At 73.2% G+C, this 15,165-nt stretch carries 10 protein-coding genes; 7 read left to right on the forward strand and 3 right to left on the reverse strand.

Annotated features, from left to right (window positions below):
- Window positions 1-25 precede the first annotated feature (25 nt).
- Entirely contained in the window at window positions 26-1,795 is a 1,770-nt protein-coding gene (gene kstD / locus ACZ7H1_RS10030) for a 3-oxosteroid 1-dehydrogenase (RefSeq protein WP_470785300.1), read from the reverse strand.
- 205 nt (window positions 1,796-2,000) lie between these two features.
- A complete protein-coding gene (locus ACZ7H1_RS10035) occupies window positions 2,001-3,146 on the reverse strand; it encodes an aminoglycoside phosphotransferase family protein (RefSeq protein ID WP_470785301.1) in 1,146 nt (381 codons plus the stop codon).
- A gap of 265 nt (window positions 3,147-3,411) precedes the next feature.
- Here ACZ7H1_RS10035 and ACZ7H1_RS10040 point away from each other — a divergent pair, with 265 nt between their 5' ends.
- Window positions 3,412-4,905 (forward strand): DNA-binding protein NsdB, encoded by a 1,494-nt coding sequence (locus ACZ7H1_RS10040; RefSeq protein WP_470785302.1) that lies wholly within the window; start codon window positions 3,412-3,414, stop codon window positions 4,903-4,905.
- Between the two features lie 148 nt (window positions 4,906-5,053).
- On the opposite strand, the gene ACZ7H1_RS10045 is transcribed toward ACZ7H1_RS10040, so the two are convergent.
- Window positions 5,054-6,475, reverse strand: a complete 1,422-nt coding sequence (locus tag ACZ7H1_RS10045; RefSeq protein WP_470785304.1) for a PP2C family protein-serine/threonine phosphatase — start codon at window positions 6,473-6,475, stop codon at window positions 5,054-5,056.
- A gap of 509 nt (window positions 6,476-6,984) precedes the next feature.
- Here ACZ7H1_RS10045 and ACZ7H1_RS10050 point away from each other — a divergent pair.
- From ACZ7H1_RS10050 to ACZ7H1_RS10075, 6 genes are all read left to right on the forward strand, one after another.
- Window positions 6,985-9,222, forward strand: a complete 2,238-nt coding sequence (locus tag ACZ7H1_RS10050) for a xanthine dehydrogenase family protein molybdopterin-binding subunit (RefSeq protein ID WP_470785306.1) — start codon at window positions 6,985-6,987, stop codon at window positions 9,220-9,222.
- Between the two features lie 14 nt (window positions 9,223-9,236).
- Window positions 9,237-9,695 (forward strand): (2Fe-2S)-binding protein, encoded by a 459-nt coding sequence (locus ACZ7H1_RS10055; protein ID WP_470785307.1) that lies wholly within the window; start codon window positions 9,237-9,239, stop codon window positions 9,693-9,695.
- A 66-nt stretch (window positions 9,696-9,761) separates the two neighbouring features.
- Window positions 9,762-11,678, forward strand: a complete 1,917-nt coding sequence (locus ACZ7H1_RS10060; RefSeq protein WP_470785308.1) for an APC family permease — start codon at window positions 9,762-9,764, stop codon at window positions 11,676-11,678.
- Window positions 11,679-11,764: 86 nt separating this feature from the next.
- Window positions 11,765-12,316 carry a hypothetical protein gene (locus ACZ7H1_RS10065; protein WP_470785309.1) on the forward strand — a complete coding sequence of 184 codons (552 nt, stop codon included), beginning with the start codon at window positions 11,765-11,767 and terminating at the stop codon, window positions 12,314-12,316.
- Window positions 12,317-12,486: 170 nt separating this feature from the next.
- A complete protein-coding gene (locus ACZ7H1_RS10070) occupies window positions 12,487-13,659 on the forward strand; it encodes a PLP-dependent cysteine synthase family protein (RefSeq protein ID WP_470785310.1) in 1,173 nt (390 codons plus the stop codon).
- Window positions 13,656-14,951: an MFS transporter gene (locus ACZ7H1_RS10075; RefSeq protein ID WP_470785311.1), complete on the forward strand. Its 1,296-nt coding sequence runs from the start codon at window positions 13,656-13,658 to the stop codon at window positions 14,949-14,951. Before ACZ7H1_RS10070 ends, ACZ7H1_RS10075 begins: the two co-directional genes overlap by 4 nt.
- The last annotated feature ends 214 nt before the right edge of the window (window positions 14,952-15,165 follow it).

Here is a 15,165-nt window from a genome sequence, read left to right on the forward strand (position 1 = left end):
CCGAGTGGCGCACGCGCTCACGTGCTCATGCGTCCGCGATGTCGTTCGCCGCGATGTAGCCGAACGTCATCGCGGGCCCGATCGTGGACCCGGCGCCCGCATAGCTGTGCCCCATCACGGCCGCGCTCGCATTGCCCGCCGCGTACAGACCCCGGATCACCGAACCGTCCGGGCGCAGCGCCCGCGCCCGCTCGTCGGTGACGATGCCGCCCTTCGTGCCCAGGTCCCCCGGCACGATCTTGAAGGCGTAGAACGGCGGGGCCCACACCGGTGCCAGACACGAGTTCGGTGTGACACCCGGGTCGGTGTAGTAGTGGTCGTACGCCGTGGCCCCGCGGTGGAAGTCCGGGTCGGTGCCGTTCCACGCCTGCGCGTTGAACCGGTTGAGGGTCGCGCGCAGCGCCCCCGCCGGGACGCCGATCTGACCCGCCAGCGCGTCCCACGTCCACGCCTTCTTCACCGCACCCGACCCGTACCACGAGTCCGGGAACGCGAAGGTCGGCAGCACGTCCCGGAACAGGTACTTGCTGCGGTAGTTCTGGTCGACGATCAGCCAGGCCGGGATGTGCGAGCCCGTCGCCCCCCGGTCCTTCTCGTACATCACGTGCACCACGTCGCTGTACGGGGCGGCCTCGTTGACGAAGCGCGCTCCAGCGGCGTTCACGATCAGCCCGCCCGGCAGGGTCCGTTCGGCCAGACAGAAGTACGGTTCACCCGGCAGCGGGATCGAAGGCCCCCACCAGGCGTCCTCCATCAGCCCGAGCGCCGCGCCCGCCCGTCGGCCGGCCAGGATGCCGTCGCCGGTGTTCTCCTTCGCGCCGACCGACCACTGGGTGCCGACCGGCTGCTGCTGGTACTGCGCCCGCATCTGCGCGTTGTGCTCGAAGCCGCCGGAGCCGACGACGACGCCCTTGCGCGCCCGCACGACGGCCCGCGCGCCACCCTGCTCGACGACGATGCCGGTGACGGCACCGCCCTCCTGGACCAGGTCCACCAGCGGCGTGTCGTGCCAGACCTGCACCCCCGCCCGCATCAGACCGGCGCGCAGCCCGCCCGCCAGCGCCTGTCCCATCGTCAGCGGCTTCTCGCCGCACAGGGCGGCCTTCGTGCCGCGCGCCAGGCACTCCGTGGACACGGCCAGGCCCTTGGCGTTCACCGCGGCCAGCGTCAGCCACTTGTAGTCCTGGCTGAACACCACCATGCCGGCGGGCACCTGCATGTACGCCGGGTTCAGCCGGGCCAGTTCGGCGCCCAGGACGTTCCCGTCCAGCTGGTCCGGCTCGATGGACCGGCCGCCGGGCAGCCCGCCCGGCAGGTTCGGGTAGTAGTCGCTGTAGCCGTCCATGAACCGGAACCGCAGCGGACTGGAGGCCATCACGAAGTCCAGCATCCGCGGCCCGTTGGCCAGGAAGGCCTCCCGGCGGGCCGCGGGCACCTCGGGGCCGACCACGGCCGCCAGGTAGCGGGACGCCTTCTCCGGGGTGTCCTGCACCCCCGCGGCCAGGATCACGCTGTTGTTGGGCAGCCAGATACCGGCGCCGGACCGCGCGGCCGACCCGCCGAACGTCGGGGCCTTCTCGACCACCACACAGCTCAGACCGCGCCGGGCGGCGGTGAGGGCGGCCGTCATCCCGGCCGCGCCGGACCCGACCACGACGACGTCGTACGTGCCGAGGAGCGGGCCGTCGTCGGCGCGTGCGGCGGCGGCCGGGAGCCCGGCCGCGAGGGCCCCGGCACCGGCGCCGGCGAGGACGGTGCGACGGGAGGGGAGGGACGGTGAGGCGCTTGCGGACATGGGCAGGCTCCAGCGGGGTGGGAGGGGCGCGGTGCGGCGGCGGACACCAGGCGGTCTGATGCTGGGTCAGAAGGTCTTCGCGGGATCATGTGAAGTCAAGGCACGCGCACTGCTCCCCGGACGCGGAAAATCCCGTGGTACAGGCAGTGTGTGCCCGCACCACGGGATTTCGGTCCTCCCGGGCCGCCGGGAGTGTCCGGTCGGGCTACCGCGTGCCCACCGCTGCGCGGACCGCGCGGCGCGCCATCCCGCAGTCGTCGTGCAGCCGCCGCAGCAGTAGCCGCTGCTCCTCGCCGGAGTGCACCGGACCGCCCGCGAGGGCACCCGGCAGGACCGGCACCCCGGCCTGCATCGAACGCTGCACGGCGAGTTCGTACGTCCGGATCTCCCGGGTCAGCACCAGCATCAGGTTGACCAGGAAGGCGTCCCGCGCCACCGGGCCGGCGGACTGTGCCAGCTGGCTGATCTGGCGGCGCGCGGCCGGAGCGTCCCCCAGGACCGTCCACAGCGTCGCCAGGTCGTATCCGGGGAGGTACCAGCCTGCGTGCTCCCAGTCGAGCAGCACCGGCCCCGCGGGGGACAGGAGCAGGTTCGACAGCAGCGCGTCGCCGTGGTTGAACTGCCACTGTCCGCCGGGCTGCTTCCCGCCCGCCAGCGCCAGCCCGTGCAGCAGCTTCTGCAGATCGCCCAGGTCCCGGTCGGTCAGCAGACCGAGCTCGTGGTACCGGGAGATCCGGGAGGCGTAGTCGAGGGGGCGGCCGAAGAGCTCGGCCGGCGGGCGCCACTGGTTGACCCGGCACACCGCCCCCAGGGCGGCCCGTACGTCCGCCCGGGGCGGCGCCTCCACCGGATGCCGCTGAAGGGCCGCCACGCGTCCGGCCATCCGCTCCACCACCAGCGTGCAGTTCTCGGGGTCGGCGGCGATGAGCCGCGGAACCCGGACCGGCGGCCGGTGCCGGACGAACGCCCGGTATGCACTTATTTCATGCCGGTACCGCTCGGCCCACGCGGGTGAGTGGTCCAGTAAAACCTTGGCGACGGCGGTCGTCCGTCCGGTCGTGCCGACCAGGAGCACCGAGCGCCCGCTGCGCCGCAGCACCTGGACGGGTGCGAACTCGGGACAGATCCGGTGCACCGAGGCGAGTGCCGAGCGCAGTTGCGCGCCCTGGGGACCGGACAGGTCGAGTCTTCCACTGAGCGGCTGGGTCCCGGTCCCCGGGGCGCGACGGGCCCGTGCGGCGCCTTGCGCCGGCACCGGGCCGCGACCCGGCTCGAGGTAGGGGCCGCCACCCGCCTGGAAGGTGCGGTACGGCCGTACGGGCGCGGACACGGAGGACGATGCTGCGTACATGACGGATACGGATCCCTTCGTGCGCCGACGAGTTGCGTACGCCTTCCCGTCCCGGACCGTTCCGAACGGGTTCAGAACGGAGCGGACACCCTGGGGAGTGCCGGTCCGCTCCCGGTCGGCGACCGGGTCGGGGAGGCGCATTCCTACCTGACACCCCCCCGAGGGTGGCGGACCACATGGCTCCCCCTGGCGAACCCTGGCGAATAGTCGCTCGGCATCTGACGGCGGGTTACTGTCAACACAGCCGAGAACCTGGGGGCTTGACGTGAGCAGAGGACCCAACACCCGCCTGAACGACCTGTTCGGCCTGGCCGGCTGGTCCAAGGGCGAACTCGCGAGGCTGGTCAACCGGCAGGCGGCGGCCATGGGCCACCACCAGCTGGCCACCGACACCTCGAGGGTGCGGCGCTGGATCGACATGGGGGAGACCCCGCGCGAACCGGTGCCGACGGTGCTGGCCGCCCTGTTCACCGAGCGACTCGGCCGTGTCGTGACCATCGAGGACCTCGGGTTCGTACGGCAACGGCGCGCCACCAGAAAGCAGTCGCAGGGGGCGAAGGAAAACCCCGACGGGCTGCCCTGGGCGCCGGAACGGACGGCTGCGGTCCTCACCGAATTCACGGGAATGGACCTCATGCTCAACCGACGCGGACTGATGGGCGCGGGCGCCGCGCTCACCGCCGGCTCGGCACTCAGCAGCGCCATGCACGACTGGCTGCACGCCGACCCGGCCCTCTCGTTGGACGCTCCCCGCTACGACAACACCCTCCACGCCGACCCCGCGGGCTACGACCGGTACGAGGCGGCCCCCATCGGAGGCCAGGAGATCGACGCCCTCGAACGGTCCGTCGAGGTCTTCCGCGCCTGGGACGCCTCCCGGGGCGGAGGCCTCCAGCGGAAGGCCGTCGTCGGCCAGCTGAACGAGGTCGGCGGAATGCTGGCCTACCGTCACCCCGACCACCTCCAGCGCCGCCTGTGGGGCGTCGCGGCCAACCTGGCCGTGCTCGCCGGCTGGATGTCCCACGACGTGGGGCTCGAACCGACCGCCCAGAAGTACTTCGTCATCGCCGCGCACGCAGCCCGCGAGGGCGGCGACCGCCCGCGGGCCGGAGAGGCGCTCTCCCGGGCCGCACGCCAGATGGTGCACCTGGGCAAGCCGCACGAGGCCCTGGACCTGATGGAGCTCGCCCAGTCCGGCTCCGGGGAGGAGACCCTGCCGCGCACCCGCGCCATGCTCCACACCATCGAGGCCTGGGCGCAGGCCGCGATGGGCAAGGGCCAGGCCATGCGGCGCACCCTCGGCGAGGCCGAGGACCTGTTCGTGTCCGACAAGACCGATGTGCCGCCGCCCAGTTGGATGCAGCACTTCGACGACGCCGACATGCACGGCATGCAGGCCCTGGCCTTCCGTACCCTCGCCGACCACGACCCCTCCGCCGCGGCGATCGCCCAGCGACACGCCAAGGAGGCGCTGCGGCTGCGCGCCGACGGCCACCAGCGCTCGCAGATCTTCGACTACATCTCGATGGCCTCGGCCTGCTTCATCGCCGACGATCCCGAGCAGGCCGACCGGTACGCGCGCCTCGCGCTGGTCTCCATGGGGGAGACCTCCTCGCACCGGACCTGGGACCGGCTGCGGGAGATGTACCGGCTGACCGGCCAGTACGCGGGGTACGCGAAGATCGAGGACCTGCGCGAGGAGATCAAGATGGCCCTGCCGAAGGGGCCGACGCGCAAGCCGCGCGGCACGGAGATCTGAGCACGCTCCGAGGGCTCCGAGCGCTCCGACCACCGTGAACTGCGAGTGCTCTGACTTCTGAGAGCGATCCGAACGCAGGGAACTCGGCCGCGCGCGGTCCGGCGAGGGGGCGGTTACGCAGGGGGCGGTGCAGTACCGGCAGGGGGTTTCAGCCGCCCACGCGTGCGACCAGCACGCACGCGTCGTCCTCGCGGTCGGTTCCGTCGAACTCCTCCACGATCATGCGGAGGCTGTCCTGGGCGGACCGCGCCCCGGTGAACCGGGGCGCCAGGGCCAGCAGCCGCGCGGCCCCGCCGGTCAGCTCGAACTCGATGCTGCGGGGCGCCAGCCCATCGGTGTGCAGCACCAGGACGTCGCCGGCTTCGAGGCGCTCCTCGGCCTGCCCGTACACGGCACCCGAGGTGGCGCCGAGCAGCACGCCGTCCGGCGGTACCAGCGCCCGCCCCGTGCCTCCGCGGAACAGCAGGGGTGCGGGGTGGCCGGCCTGTGCCCAGGACAGGGTGCGGGTCGCGGGGTCGAACCGGCAGCACACCGCGCTGCCCAGGGCGGGCTGGACGGACGCTTCCAGGAGGTGGTTGAGCCAGCCCATCAGCGGGCCGGGTGCGATGCCCGCCATGGCCATGCCGCGCAGGGCGCCGAGCATCATGGCCATGCCCGAGGTGGCGGTGACTCCGTGCCCGGTGAGGTCGCCGACCGTCAGCATCGAGCTGCCGTCGGGGAGTTGGAGCGCGTCGTACCAGTCTCCGCCGATCAGTGCGCTGGTGGCGGAGGGCAGGTAGTGGGCGGCCAGGTCGAGCCCGCCCGTACTGCCGTGCGGGAACCGCAGTGAGCCGCGCCAGGAGGGCAGTACTGCTTCCTGCAGCTCGACCGCGAGCCGGTGCCGGGTCCGGGCGATCTGCCTGCGTTGCTGGAGGGAGTCGTGGCTCTCGCGTACCGTCTGCTCGCTGCGGCGCAGTTCGCTGACGTCGCGGAGGACGGCCCACATCGAGGCCGTGCAGCCGTCGGCGTCGAGGGTGGGTTCGCCGCGCATGTGCAGGGTGCGGATGCGGCCGTCGGTCCGGACGATGCGGAACTCGCCGTCGATGGGTTTGCCGTCCACCAGGCAGTCCGTGACCATCGCGGTCAGCAGCGGCTGGTCGTCCGCGAACAGGGTGGAGCCCAGTTCGTCGAGGGAGAGCGGGCCGGTCTCCGGGGAGCGGCCGAAGATCTGGTAGAGCTCGTCGGACCAGCTCACCTCGTCCGTGAGGAGGTTCCACTCGGCGCTTCCGACCCGTCCCGCGGGGATCTCGGGCTCCGGCGCGGGCTGCGGGGCCGGCTCCAGCACCTCGGGAGCGGGCGGCAGGCCTTCCTTGAGCTGTCCCAAGTGCTCGCCCAGGTCGTCGAGGTGGTGGACGGCCAGATCGCACAGTGCGCGGTGCCAGCGGCCCTGGGCGTCGTCGTCGTCCACGACCGTGTCGCGCCGGACCGCGTCCACGTCGCCGCGCAGCCGCCGGGTCTGCGAGATCAGCGCGTCCACCGACCCGGGCTCGGGTGGTTGCGCGGGGCGGTCCGCGAACGGGTGGGAGGACATGGGGAACTCCGATACAGGCGTGGCACGGCCAGGACTGATGGAAGGCCGGTTACGACTGTGGCACAGGGCGCGAGGGCCCGTAAGGGCTTTGGCAACATCCGTTACGGGGTTGCTTCTGGCATATGTCTACGGCCTTCCGGCGCCCTTGGCTTGTGCGAACGTTTTCGGTCAGTTGCCGGAACGATTGCTTCAGGACGTGCGCCGCGTCGCCGCCGCGGACGGGCGCCTGGGGCAGGCGGTACGCGTGACCGGAGGTCGGATCGGCCTGCGGGGCGAACGGCCTGAAAGCGACGTTGCGGACCGCGGGCATCGAGCGTACGGCCGAACTGTGCGACGGGGGCTCGAGTGCCCGGGAACGACCCCGTAACCGCTCGTCCGTGCGGCCGGAAAACGGCCGGTCGACCCGGCGGGAACCCCGAGGCTTCCGCCGTCGGCCGGTGATCGCTACTCTACGTGCCGGTAATCAACCGGGGAGCGGCCCCGGACGGCAGGCGGGTTGGGGCTGGGCCATGGCAGCGCAGAGTCAGAGTCCGGGCGGGGGCCGCGGCACGGACCGGCGTACGTTCCTCACGGGGCTGATCGCCGCGCCCACGCTGGCCGTGGCGACCCGGCTCGGCGTCGACGCCCTCGCCCCGCAGTCCGCGCACGCGGTCGTGCCCAGCCTGCCCGCCCCCGCGGACCTCGTCGACCTCGGGGACCTCTTCATCCTTGCCGGCGCGCCCACCGCGCACCTGCTGGTCCTGCGGGTCGAGACCGACGGCTCGGTCCACTTCCGGCTGCCGCGCGCCGAGGTCGGCCAGGGCCTGACCACTGCCGTGGCGATGCTCGTCGCCGAGGAGCTGGACACCCCGCTGACGTCGGTGAACATCGCGCTGGAGGACGCTCGGCCCGAACTGCTCTTCAACCAGCTCACGGGCAGTTCCAACGCCATCCGCTCGCTCTACGGGCCGGTCCGGCACACCGCCGCAGCGGCGCGGGCCAGGCTGGTGGCGGCCGCCGCGCGCACCTGGTCGCTGCCCGCGTCCAAGCTGACCACGCGCGACGGCGCCGTCCACGCCCCGGACGGCCGCACCGCCGGATACGGCAGCCTCGCGCAGGCTGCCGCCGACCCGGGCCTGGTGGTGCTCCCCGCGAGCCCGAAGCCCGCCTCCCGGCACGCCCTCGTCGGCCGGCCCGTGAACCGCATCGACGCCCGCGCGATGGTGACCGGCCGTCAGCAGTACACCCTGGACCTCGACGTCCCCGGGGCCAAGCCCTGTGTGGTGCGCCGCCCGCCGACCTTCGGCGGCTCCGTGCGGTCCGTCGCCAACCGGGCCGCCGTCGAGGCGATGCCCGGGGTCCTGCACGTGGTGACCGTCGAGACGGGCGTCGCCGTGGTCGCGGAGACGTTCGGGCAGGCCCTCGATGCCCGTGCCGCCCTCCAGGTCGAGTGGGGGCCGGGCCCCGCCGACGCCCTCTCCGACGTCGGCATCCGCGCCCGGCTGCGGGCCGCGACCCCGCCGCTGCTGGTCCCCCCGCTGCTCACGCCGTACGTCGACGCGGAGTTCGACTTCGCCTTCGTCAGCCACGCCCCGCTGGAGACCAACTGCGCCGTCGCCGACGTGCGCGCGGACCGGGCCGAGATCTGGTCCGGGCTGAAGTCGCCCATCGTCGCCCAGCAGACGATCGCCGCCGAACTCGGCCTGCCCGCGCACAAGGTGACCGTGCACGTGGTCCAGTCCGGCGGCTCCTTCGGACGCCGGCTGTTCTTCGACGCGGCCCTGGAGGCCGCCCGGGTGTCGCAGGCCTGCCGCCGCCCGGTCCGGCTGATGTGGACCCGGGTGGACGACACCCGGCACGGCCGGATGCGCCCCGCGACCCACCACCGGATCCGCGCCACGTACGCGCTCGGCGAGGTCCTCTCCTTCGAACACCGGGTCGCCGCCGCCGAGACGGACTTCCGGCACGGCCTGGGGGAGATGCTCACCGCCACGGCCGCGAACCTGCCCCTGGGCATCGGCAACGCCACCCTCGCCCAGACCCTGTTCCTGACCACGGTGAAGTCCCCCTACCACTTCGGGCTCACCACCCAGGCGCTCGCCGAGGTCCCGATGGGCATCCCCACCGGCTCCTGGCGCTCGGTGTACTCCGCCAACACCCGCGGTGCCGAGGAGATCGTGGTCGACGAGCTCGCGCGGCGGCTCGGCAAGGACCCCGTCGCTTTCCGGCGCACCTTCCTCAAGAACGCCGCCCAGCGGGCCGTCCTGGACAAGGTGGCCGCCGAGGGGGAGTGGGGCCGGGAGCTGCCGGCCGGCGTGGCGCAGGGCGTCGGCTTCCACGAGGAGTACGAGTCCCGTACGGCCTGTCTGGTGGAGATCGACACCCGCGACCCGGAGCACGTGCGCGTCACCAAGGCCGTCATCGCCGCCGATGTCGGCCGCCCCGTCAACCCCCGCGGTCTGGAGGCGCAGCTGCTCGGCGGACTGACGGACGCCATCTCCACCACACTCCGGGCCGGTCTGCACATCGACAAGGGTCTTCCGCTGGAGGGCAGTTACAGCCAGTTCCGGTACGCCCGCCAGCGCGACACCCCGACGGACGTGCGGATCTTCGTGATGCCCGCGACGGGCGAGCCGGGCGGCGCGGGCGAGCTGGGCGTGCCCGCCGCGGTCGGTGCCATCGCCAACGCCTACGCACGCGCCACGGGGACGAAGCCGCGCAGCTTCCCCCTCGACTTCGACGTCGACTTCACCCCCTACCCCCGCTAGCCAGGAGTTCCGCCGTGCCCTCGCACACCTTCACCGTCAACGGGCAGAGCGTCACGGTCGACGCCCCCGACGATCTGCCGCTGCTGTGGGTGCTGCGGGACCTCCTCGGCATCCGCGGCCCCAAGTACGGCTGCGGGGTCGACGTCTGCAAGGCCTGCACCAGCCACCTGGACGGGGCGGACATCCGGCCGTGCGTGGTCCCGGTCGCCCAGGTGGCGGGGCGGGAGGTGACCACGATCGAGGGGCTCGCGGACGGCGACACCCTGCACCCGGTGCAGGAGGCGTGGCTGGAGCAGGACGTGGCGCAGTGCGGCTTCTGCCAGCCCGGCCAGATCATGGCCGCCGTCGCCCTGCTCAAACGGACCAGCGAGCCCACGGACGCCGACCTCGACGCGATCGCCAACATCTGCCGGTGCGGTACGTACGTCCGCATCCGCGAGGCGATCCGCAGTGCGGCCGCCCGGATGCGGTGACGCGGGTGCCCGCCCGTCCGTGTGTCACAACCGGGCAAACCTTCCCAATGCATCGATCATGCCCAAATGAGGCGTATCAATCCGAAGCGCGTACTGGTCGGTGAGCCGCTCGACACGGCGCGCCTGGGCGAGACGCTGCTGCCCAAGCGGATCGCGCTGCCGATCTTCTGCAGCGACCCGCTCTCCTCCGTGGCGTACGCGACCGAGGAGATCCTGCTCATCCTCGCTCTCGGCGGGGTCGCCCTGCTGCACCTGGCCTGGTACGCCGCCGCCGCCATCGTCTTCCTGCTCGTCGTCGTGGTCGCCTCGTACCGGCAGACCTGCCACGCCTACCCGGGCGGCGGCGGTGCGTACGTCGTCAGCTCCGAGAACCTCGGCCCGGGCGCGGCCCTCACCGCCGCCAGCGCCCTCCTCGTCGACTACGTGCTCACGGTCGCCGTCTCCGTGGTCTCCGGCGTGGCAGCCATCACCTCGGCGATCCCCTCCCTGCACGACCACCAAGTCGCCCTGTCCATCGGCTTCGTGGTGCTGCTCACCGTCATGAACCTGCGCGGCCTGCGCGAGTCCGGCCGCATCTTCGCCATCCCCACCTACGGCTTCGTCCTCGTCATCTACGTGATGTTCGCCTTCGCCGCGGTCCGCCTCGCCGCCGGCGAGACCATCCGAGCCGAATCCGCCGAGCTGCCGATCACCGCGACCGGTACCTACACCGGCATCGCCGTGGTGTTCCTCGCCCTGCGCGCCTTCGCCTCCGGCTGCACGGCCCTGACCGGGGTCGAGGCGATCAGCAACGGCGTCCCGGCGTTCAAGAAGCCCAAGAGCCGCAACGCCGCCACCACCCTGGCCCTGATGGGGCTGCTGTCGGTCACCATGTTCACTGGCATCACCGCCCTCGCCATGATCTACAAGGTCCACGTGGCGGCGGACCCGACGGAACTGGGCCTCGCGCCCGGCACCCCGACCTCCACCGCCCTGGCCCAGATCGGCCGGGCGACGTTCGGCGACCTCCACTTCCTCTTCTACCTGCTCCAGGCCGTCACCGCCGGAGTCCTGATCCTGGCCGCGAACACCGCGTTCAACGGCTTCCCGATGCTCGCCTCCATCCTCGCCCGGGACAGGTACGCGCCGCGCCAGCTCTACAACCGCGGCGACCGGCTCGTCTACTCCAACGGCATCGTGCTGCTCGCCCTCGCCGCCATCGCCCTGATCATCGCCTTCGACGCCGAACTGACCCGCCTCATCCAGCTCTACATCATCGGCGTCTTCGTCTCCTTCACCCTCTCCCAGTCGGGCATGGTCCGGCACTGGGGCCGGGAGCTCGCCGACCCGGCGACCCCGGCCGCCGAACGCGTGCACATCCACCGCCGCCGGATCATCAACGCCGTCGGCGCGGTCATGACGTCCGTGGTCCTGGTCATCGTCCTCATCACCAAGTTCACCCACGGCGCCTGGCTGGTCGTCGTCGCCATGCCGCTGCTCTTCCTCGGCATGAAGGGCGTCCGCCGGCACTACGACCGGGTGTCCCGGCAGGTCGCCCTCGCACCCGGAGCAAAGCCGAAGACCCCCGCCCGGCACCACGTCGTCGTCCTGGTCGCGGCGGTCCACGCGCCCACCCTCAAGGCCATCGGCTTCGCGCAGGCCCTGCGGCCCGACACCCTCACCGCGCTCACCGTCGCCGCTGCCGAGGAGGACGCCGGCCGACTGCGCGCGGAATGGGACTCCCACGACCTCGGCGTGCCGCTGACGATCCTGCACTCGCCGTACCGCGAGGTCGTCGGCCCGGTCCTCGTGTACGTCCAGCAGCGGGCGGCCGAGGACCCCGCGGGCGTGGTCTCGGTGGTCATCCCCGAGTACATCGTCGGCCATTGGTGGGAGCAGCCCCTGCACAACCAGAACGCGCTGCGGCTCAAGGCCCGGTTGCTGTTCACCCCGGGAGTCGCCGTGATCGACGTGCCCTACCGGCTCGAATCGGCGCGTCCGTAGCAGGCGGGAAGGGCGATGAGTTTCGGCCGTACGGGCCACCGGTACCCAACTGCCCAGGCCGCGCCCGGGGTTAGGATCACGGCGTGATGACGGACGGACCGCGTTCCGGCACGCAGGGCGGCCGTGCGGCGGCCGCCCTGCGGATGCTGGCCGTGGCCGGACTGGCGCTCCTCGGGCTGCTGTTCACCCACGCGGCCGTCCCCGATGCCGCCGCCGCCCATCTCGTTGCCCCGGCCGCCGTCCCGGCCGGGCAGCAGGGCGTGCGCGGCGACCACGCGAGGCGCGGCGCCGAATTGCCCGCCGTGATGCCTGCTGCCGTGCCCGCCGGGCTCATCGCCGCGCTGCCTGCCGGGCGCCATGCCGGCGCGGGCGGACACGACGGGCACCCGGGTGGCCGCCGTGGTGGCCACCACGGCGGGCATCACGGCGGGCACGGGTCCGCGTACGCGCCGGAGGCCTGCGTCCTGGCGCAGCCCCAGCCCGGCCCGGTGCTGGCCCTGCCGGCCCCTTCCGTCCTCGGCTCCGGGTGCCGCGACGGCGCGGCGCCGACCGCCCCCCTCTCCCACGTGCCCGCGGCCGTCGGCGGCTTCGTCGTGCCGATACCGCACGCGGCCCAGTCGGCCGTGCTGCGTCTTTAGGAAGCCCGGCAGCAGGGCCACTCGCGTACCCGGATCCCCGCCCCCGCCACGGAGGCGGCCTCCGCCATGCCCCGCCGCCCCGGCGGCCGGCCGGACATGCCGCGTGCCCTGCCCTGCCCGCATGCAGCCGTCGTACCGCTTCCGCACCCGAACCGAGGGCGAACGAACCCATGCACTCACCGACGGACCACACGGCACACACCCCCGTGCACGCCCCCCTGCACGCCTCCGGGCAGATCCAGGCGCCCGTCCCCCTGCCCGTCCTGGGCCAGGGGACCGCGCTCGCGGCCGCCACCGGCCTCGCCGGGCTGGTCGGCAACACCCCCGTGCTGCGCGTCTCGCAGCCCTTCACCGGCCCCGACCGCGGCTTCTGGGCCAAACTCGAAGGCTTCAACCCCGGTGGCATCAAGGACCGTCCCGGCCTGCACATGGTCGAACGGGCCCGCACCCGCGGGGAACTGAGGCCCGGCCGCACCATCGTGGAGTCGACCAGCGGCACCCTCGGCCTCGGGCTCGCCCTCGCCGGGCTCGTCTACGGACACCCCGTGACCCTGGTCACCGACCCCGGGCTCGAACCCTCCATGGTCCGGCTGCTCACCGCCTACGGCGCCCGCGTCGACACCGTCCGCGAACCCCACCCCCGCGGCGGCTGGCAGCAGGCCCGCCGGGACCGGGTCGCCGAACTCCTCGCCCGCGAGCCAGGAGCCTGGTGCCCCGACCAGTACGGCAACCCCGACAACGTCGCCGCGTACGCCCCGCTCGCCCTCGAGCTCGCCGGGCAGCTCGGCCACCTCGACATCCTCGTGTGCAGCGTGGGCACCGGCGGACACTCCGCGGGCGTCTCCCGCGTACTGAACCGGATCCAGCCCGGGCTGCGGCTCGTCGGCGTGGACACCATCGGCTCGACGATCTTCGGCCAGCCCGCCCGCACCCGTCTGATGCGCGGCCTCGGCTCCAGCATCCACCCGCGCAACGTTGCCTATCCCAGCTTCAGCGAGGTGCACTGGGTGGCGCCCGCCGAGGCCGTCTGGGCCTGCCGCCGACTGGCCTCCTCGCACTACGCCACCGGCGGCTGGAGCGTCGGAGCCGTCGCGCTGGTCGCCGGCTGGCTCACCCGCACCCAGCCGCGCGGCACCCGGATCGCGGCGATCTTCCCCGACGGCCCGCAGCGGTACCTGGAGTCCGTCTACGACGACGCGTACTGCGCCCGCCACGGCCTGCTGGACCGGGTGCCGGCCGAGGGACCGGACGAACTCGCCCACCCCGGCGAGCGCGAGGTCACCCGCTGGACCCGCTGCGCCCGCGTGGTCGACCCGGTCACGGCGGGCGGTGGCCCGCGGTGACCGGGCTGCTCGCCCAGGTCCGCTCGTACGACCGCAGCGTGCAGCTGCTGCTGGTCAACCAGTTCTCGATCAACCTCGGCTTCTACATGCTGATGCCGTACCTCGCCCAGCACCTCTCCGGCGGGCTCGGGCTGGCGGGCTGGCTGGTCGGACTCGTCCTCGGCGTACGCAACTTCAGCCAGCAGGGCATGTTCCTGATCGGCGGCACGCTGGCCGACCGGCTGGGGTACAAACCGCTGATCGTCGCGGGGCTGCTGCTGCGCACCGCCGGCTTCGCCACGCTCGGGCTGGTCGACTCGGTGCCCGCGCTGATCGCGGCCTCCGCCGCCACCGGGTTCGCCGGGGCGCTGTTCAACCCGGCCGTGCGCGCCTACCTCGCACAGGACGCGGGGGAGCGGCGCGTCGAGGCGTTCGCCCTGTTCAACGTCTTCTACCAGGCGGGGATCCTGCTCGGACCGCTCGTCGGGATGCTGCTCGTGGGGGTGGGCTTCCGCCTCACCTGCGTGGTGGCCGCGGCCGTGTTCGCCGTCCTGGGCGTGGTTCAGGTGCGGGTCCTGCCCGCACGGCGGGGGGAGACCGGGCCGGGGCCCCGGCCCGGGGTGCTGTCCGAATGGCGGGGCATCCTGGCCAACCGGCGGTTCCTGCTGTTCGCGGCGGCGATGAGCGGGTCGTACGTGCTGACCTTCCAGGTCTACCTGGCGCTGCCGCTGGAGGCCAGGCGCGTGGCCGGTCCGGGCACGGCGGGGACGGTGGCGACCGCGCTGCTCTTCGTGGTGTCCGGGCTGAGCACGGTCCTCTTCCAGACGCGGGTCACCGCCTGGTGCCGGCGGCGGCTGCGGCCGGACCGGGCGATGGCCGGGGGCCTGCTGTGCATGGCGGCGGCGTTCCTCCCGATGCTGGCGGCCGCCGCGGTACCGCTGCCCGGCCCCGGCCCGGCCCGCTGGGCACTGGCCGCGGGGCCGGCCGCGGTCTCCGCGCTGCTGCTGGCGCTGGGAACGATGGCGGCGTACCCCTTCGAGATGGACACCGTCGTCAGACATGCCGGGGAACGCCTCGTCGCCACCCACTACGGGCTGTACAACACCGTGTGCGGGGTGGGGATCACGCTGGGGAACCTCCTGACGGGCGCGGCACTGGACACCGCCCGGGCCGCCGACGCGGCGTCCCTGACCTGGGCGGCGCTGGTACTGCTGGGCGTCCTGTGCGCCTGGGCGCTGCGCGCGGGCACCCCGCCCGCCGTGCCGCGGCAGCCGGGCCGTGCCGCGGGCGAGGGGGTGACGGCGACGGGGTGAGCGGCCCGGATCCCACCGTCCGCGCCCCGGTGCGGGTGCACGTCACGGCCCCCGTCCCGGACGGCGGTAGCCGGGTGGCGCCGTGACGTGGGGCCGGGTCGGGCCTGGGGGGGGGGGGGGGGGGGGGGGGGGGGGGGGGGGGGGGGAGGACGGGGTGGTTTTGGGGGAAGGGGTAAGCAGGGGGGTACCAGCACCTCGCGAAACAGCTATGTAG

It is taken from the genome of Streptomyces sp. NPDC037401 (assembly GCF_055602345.1).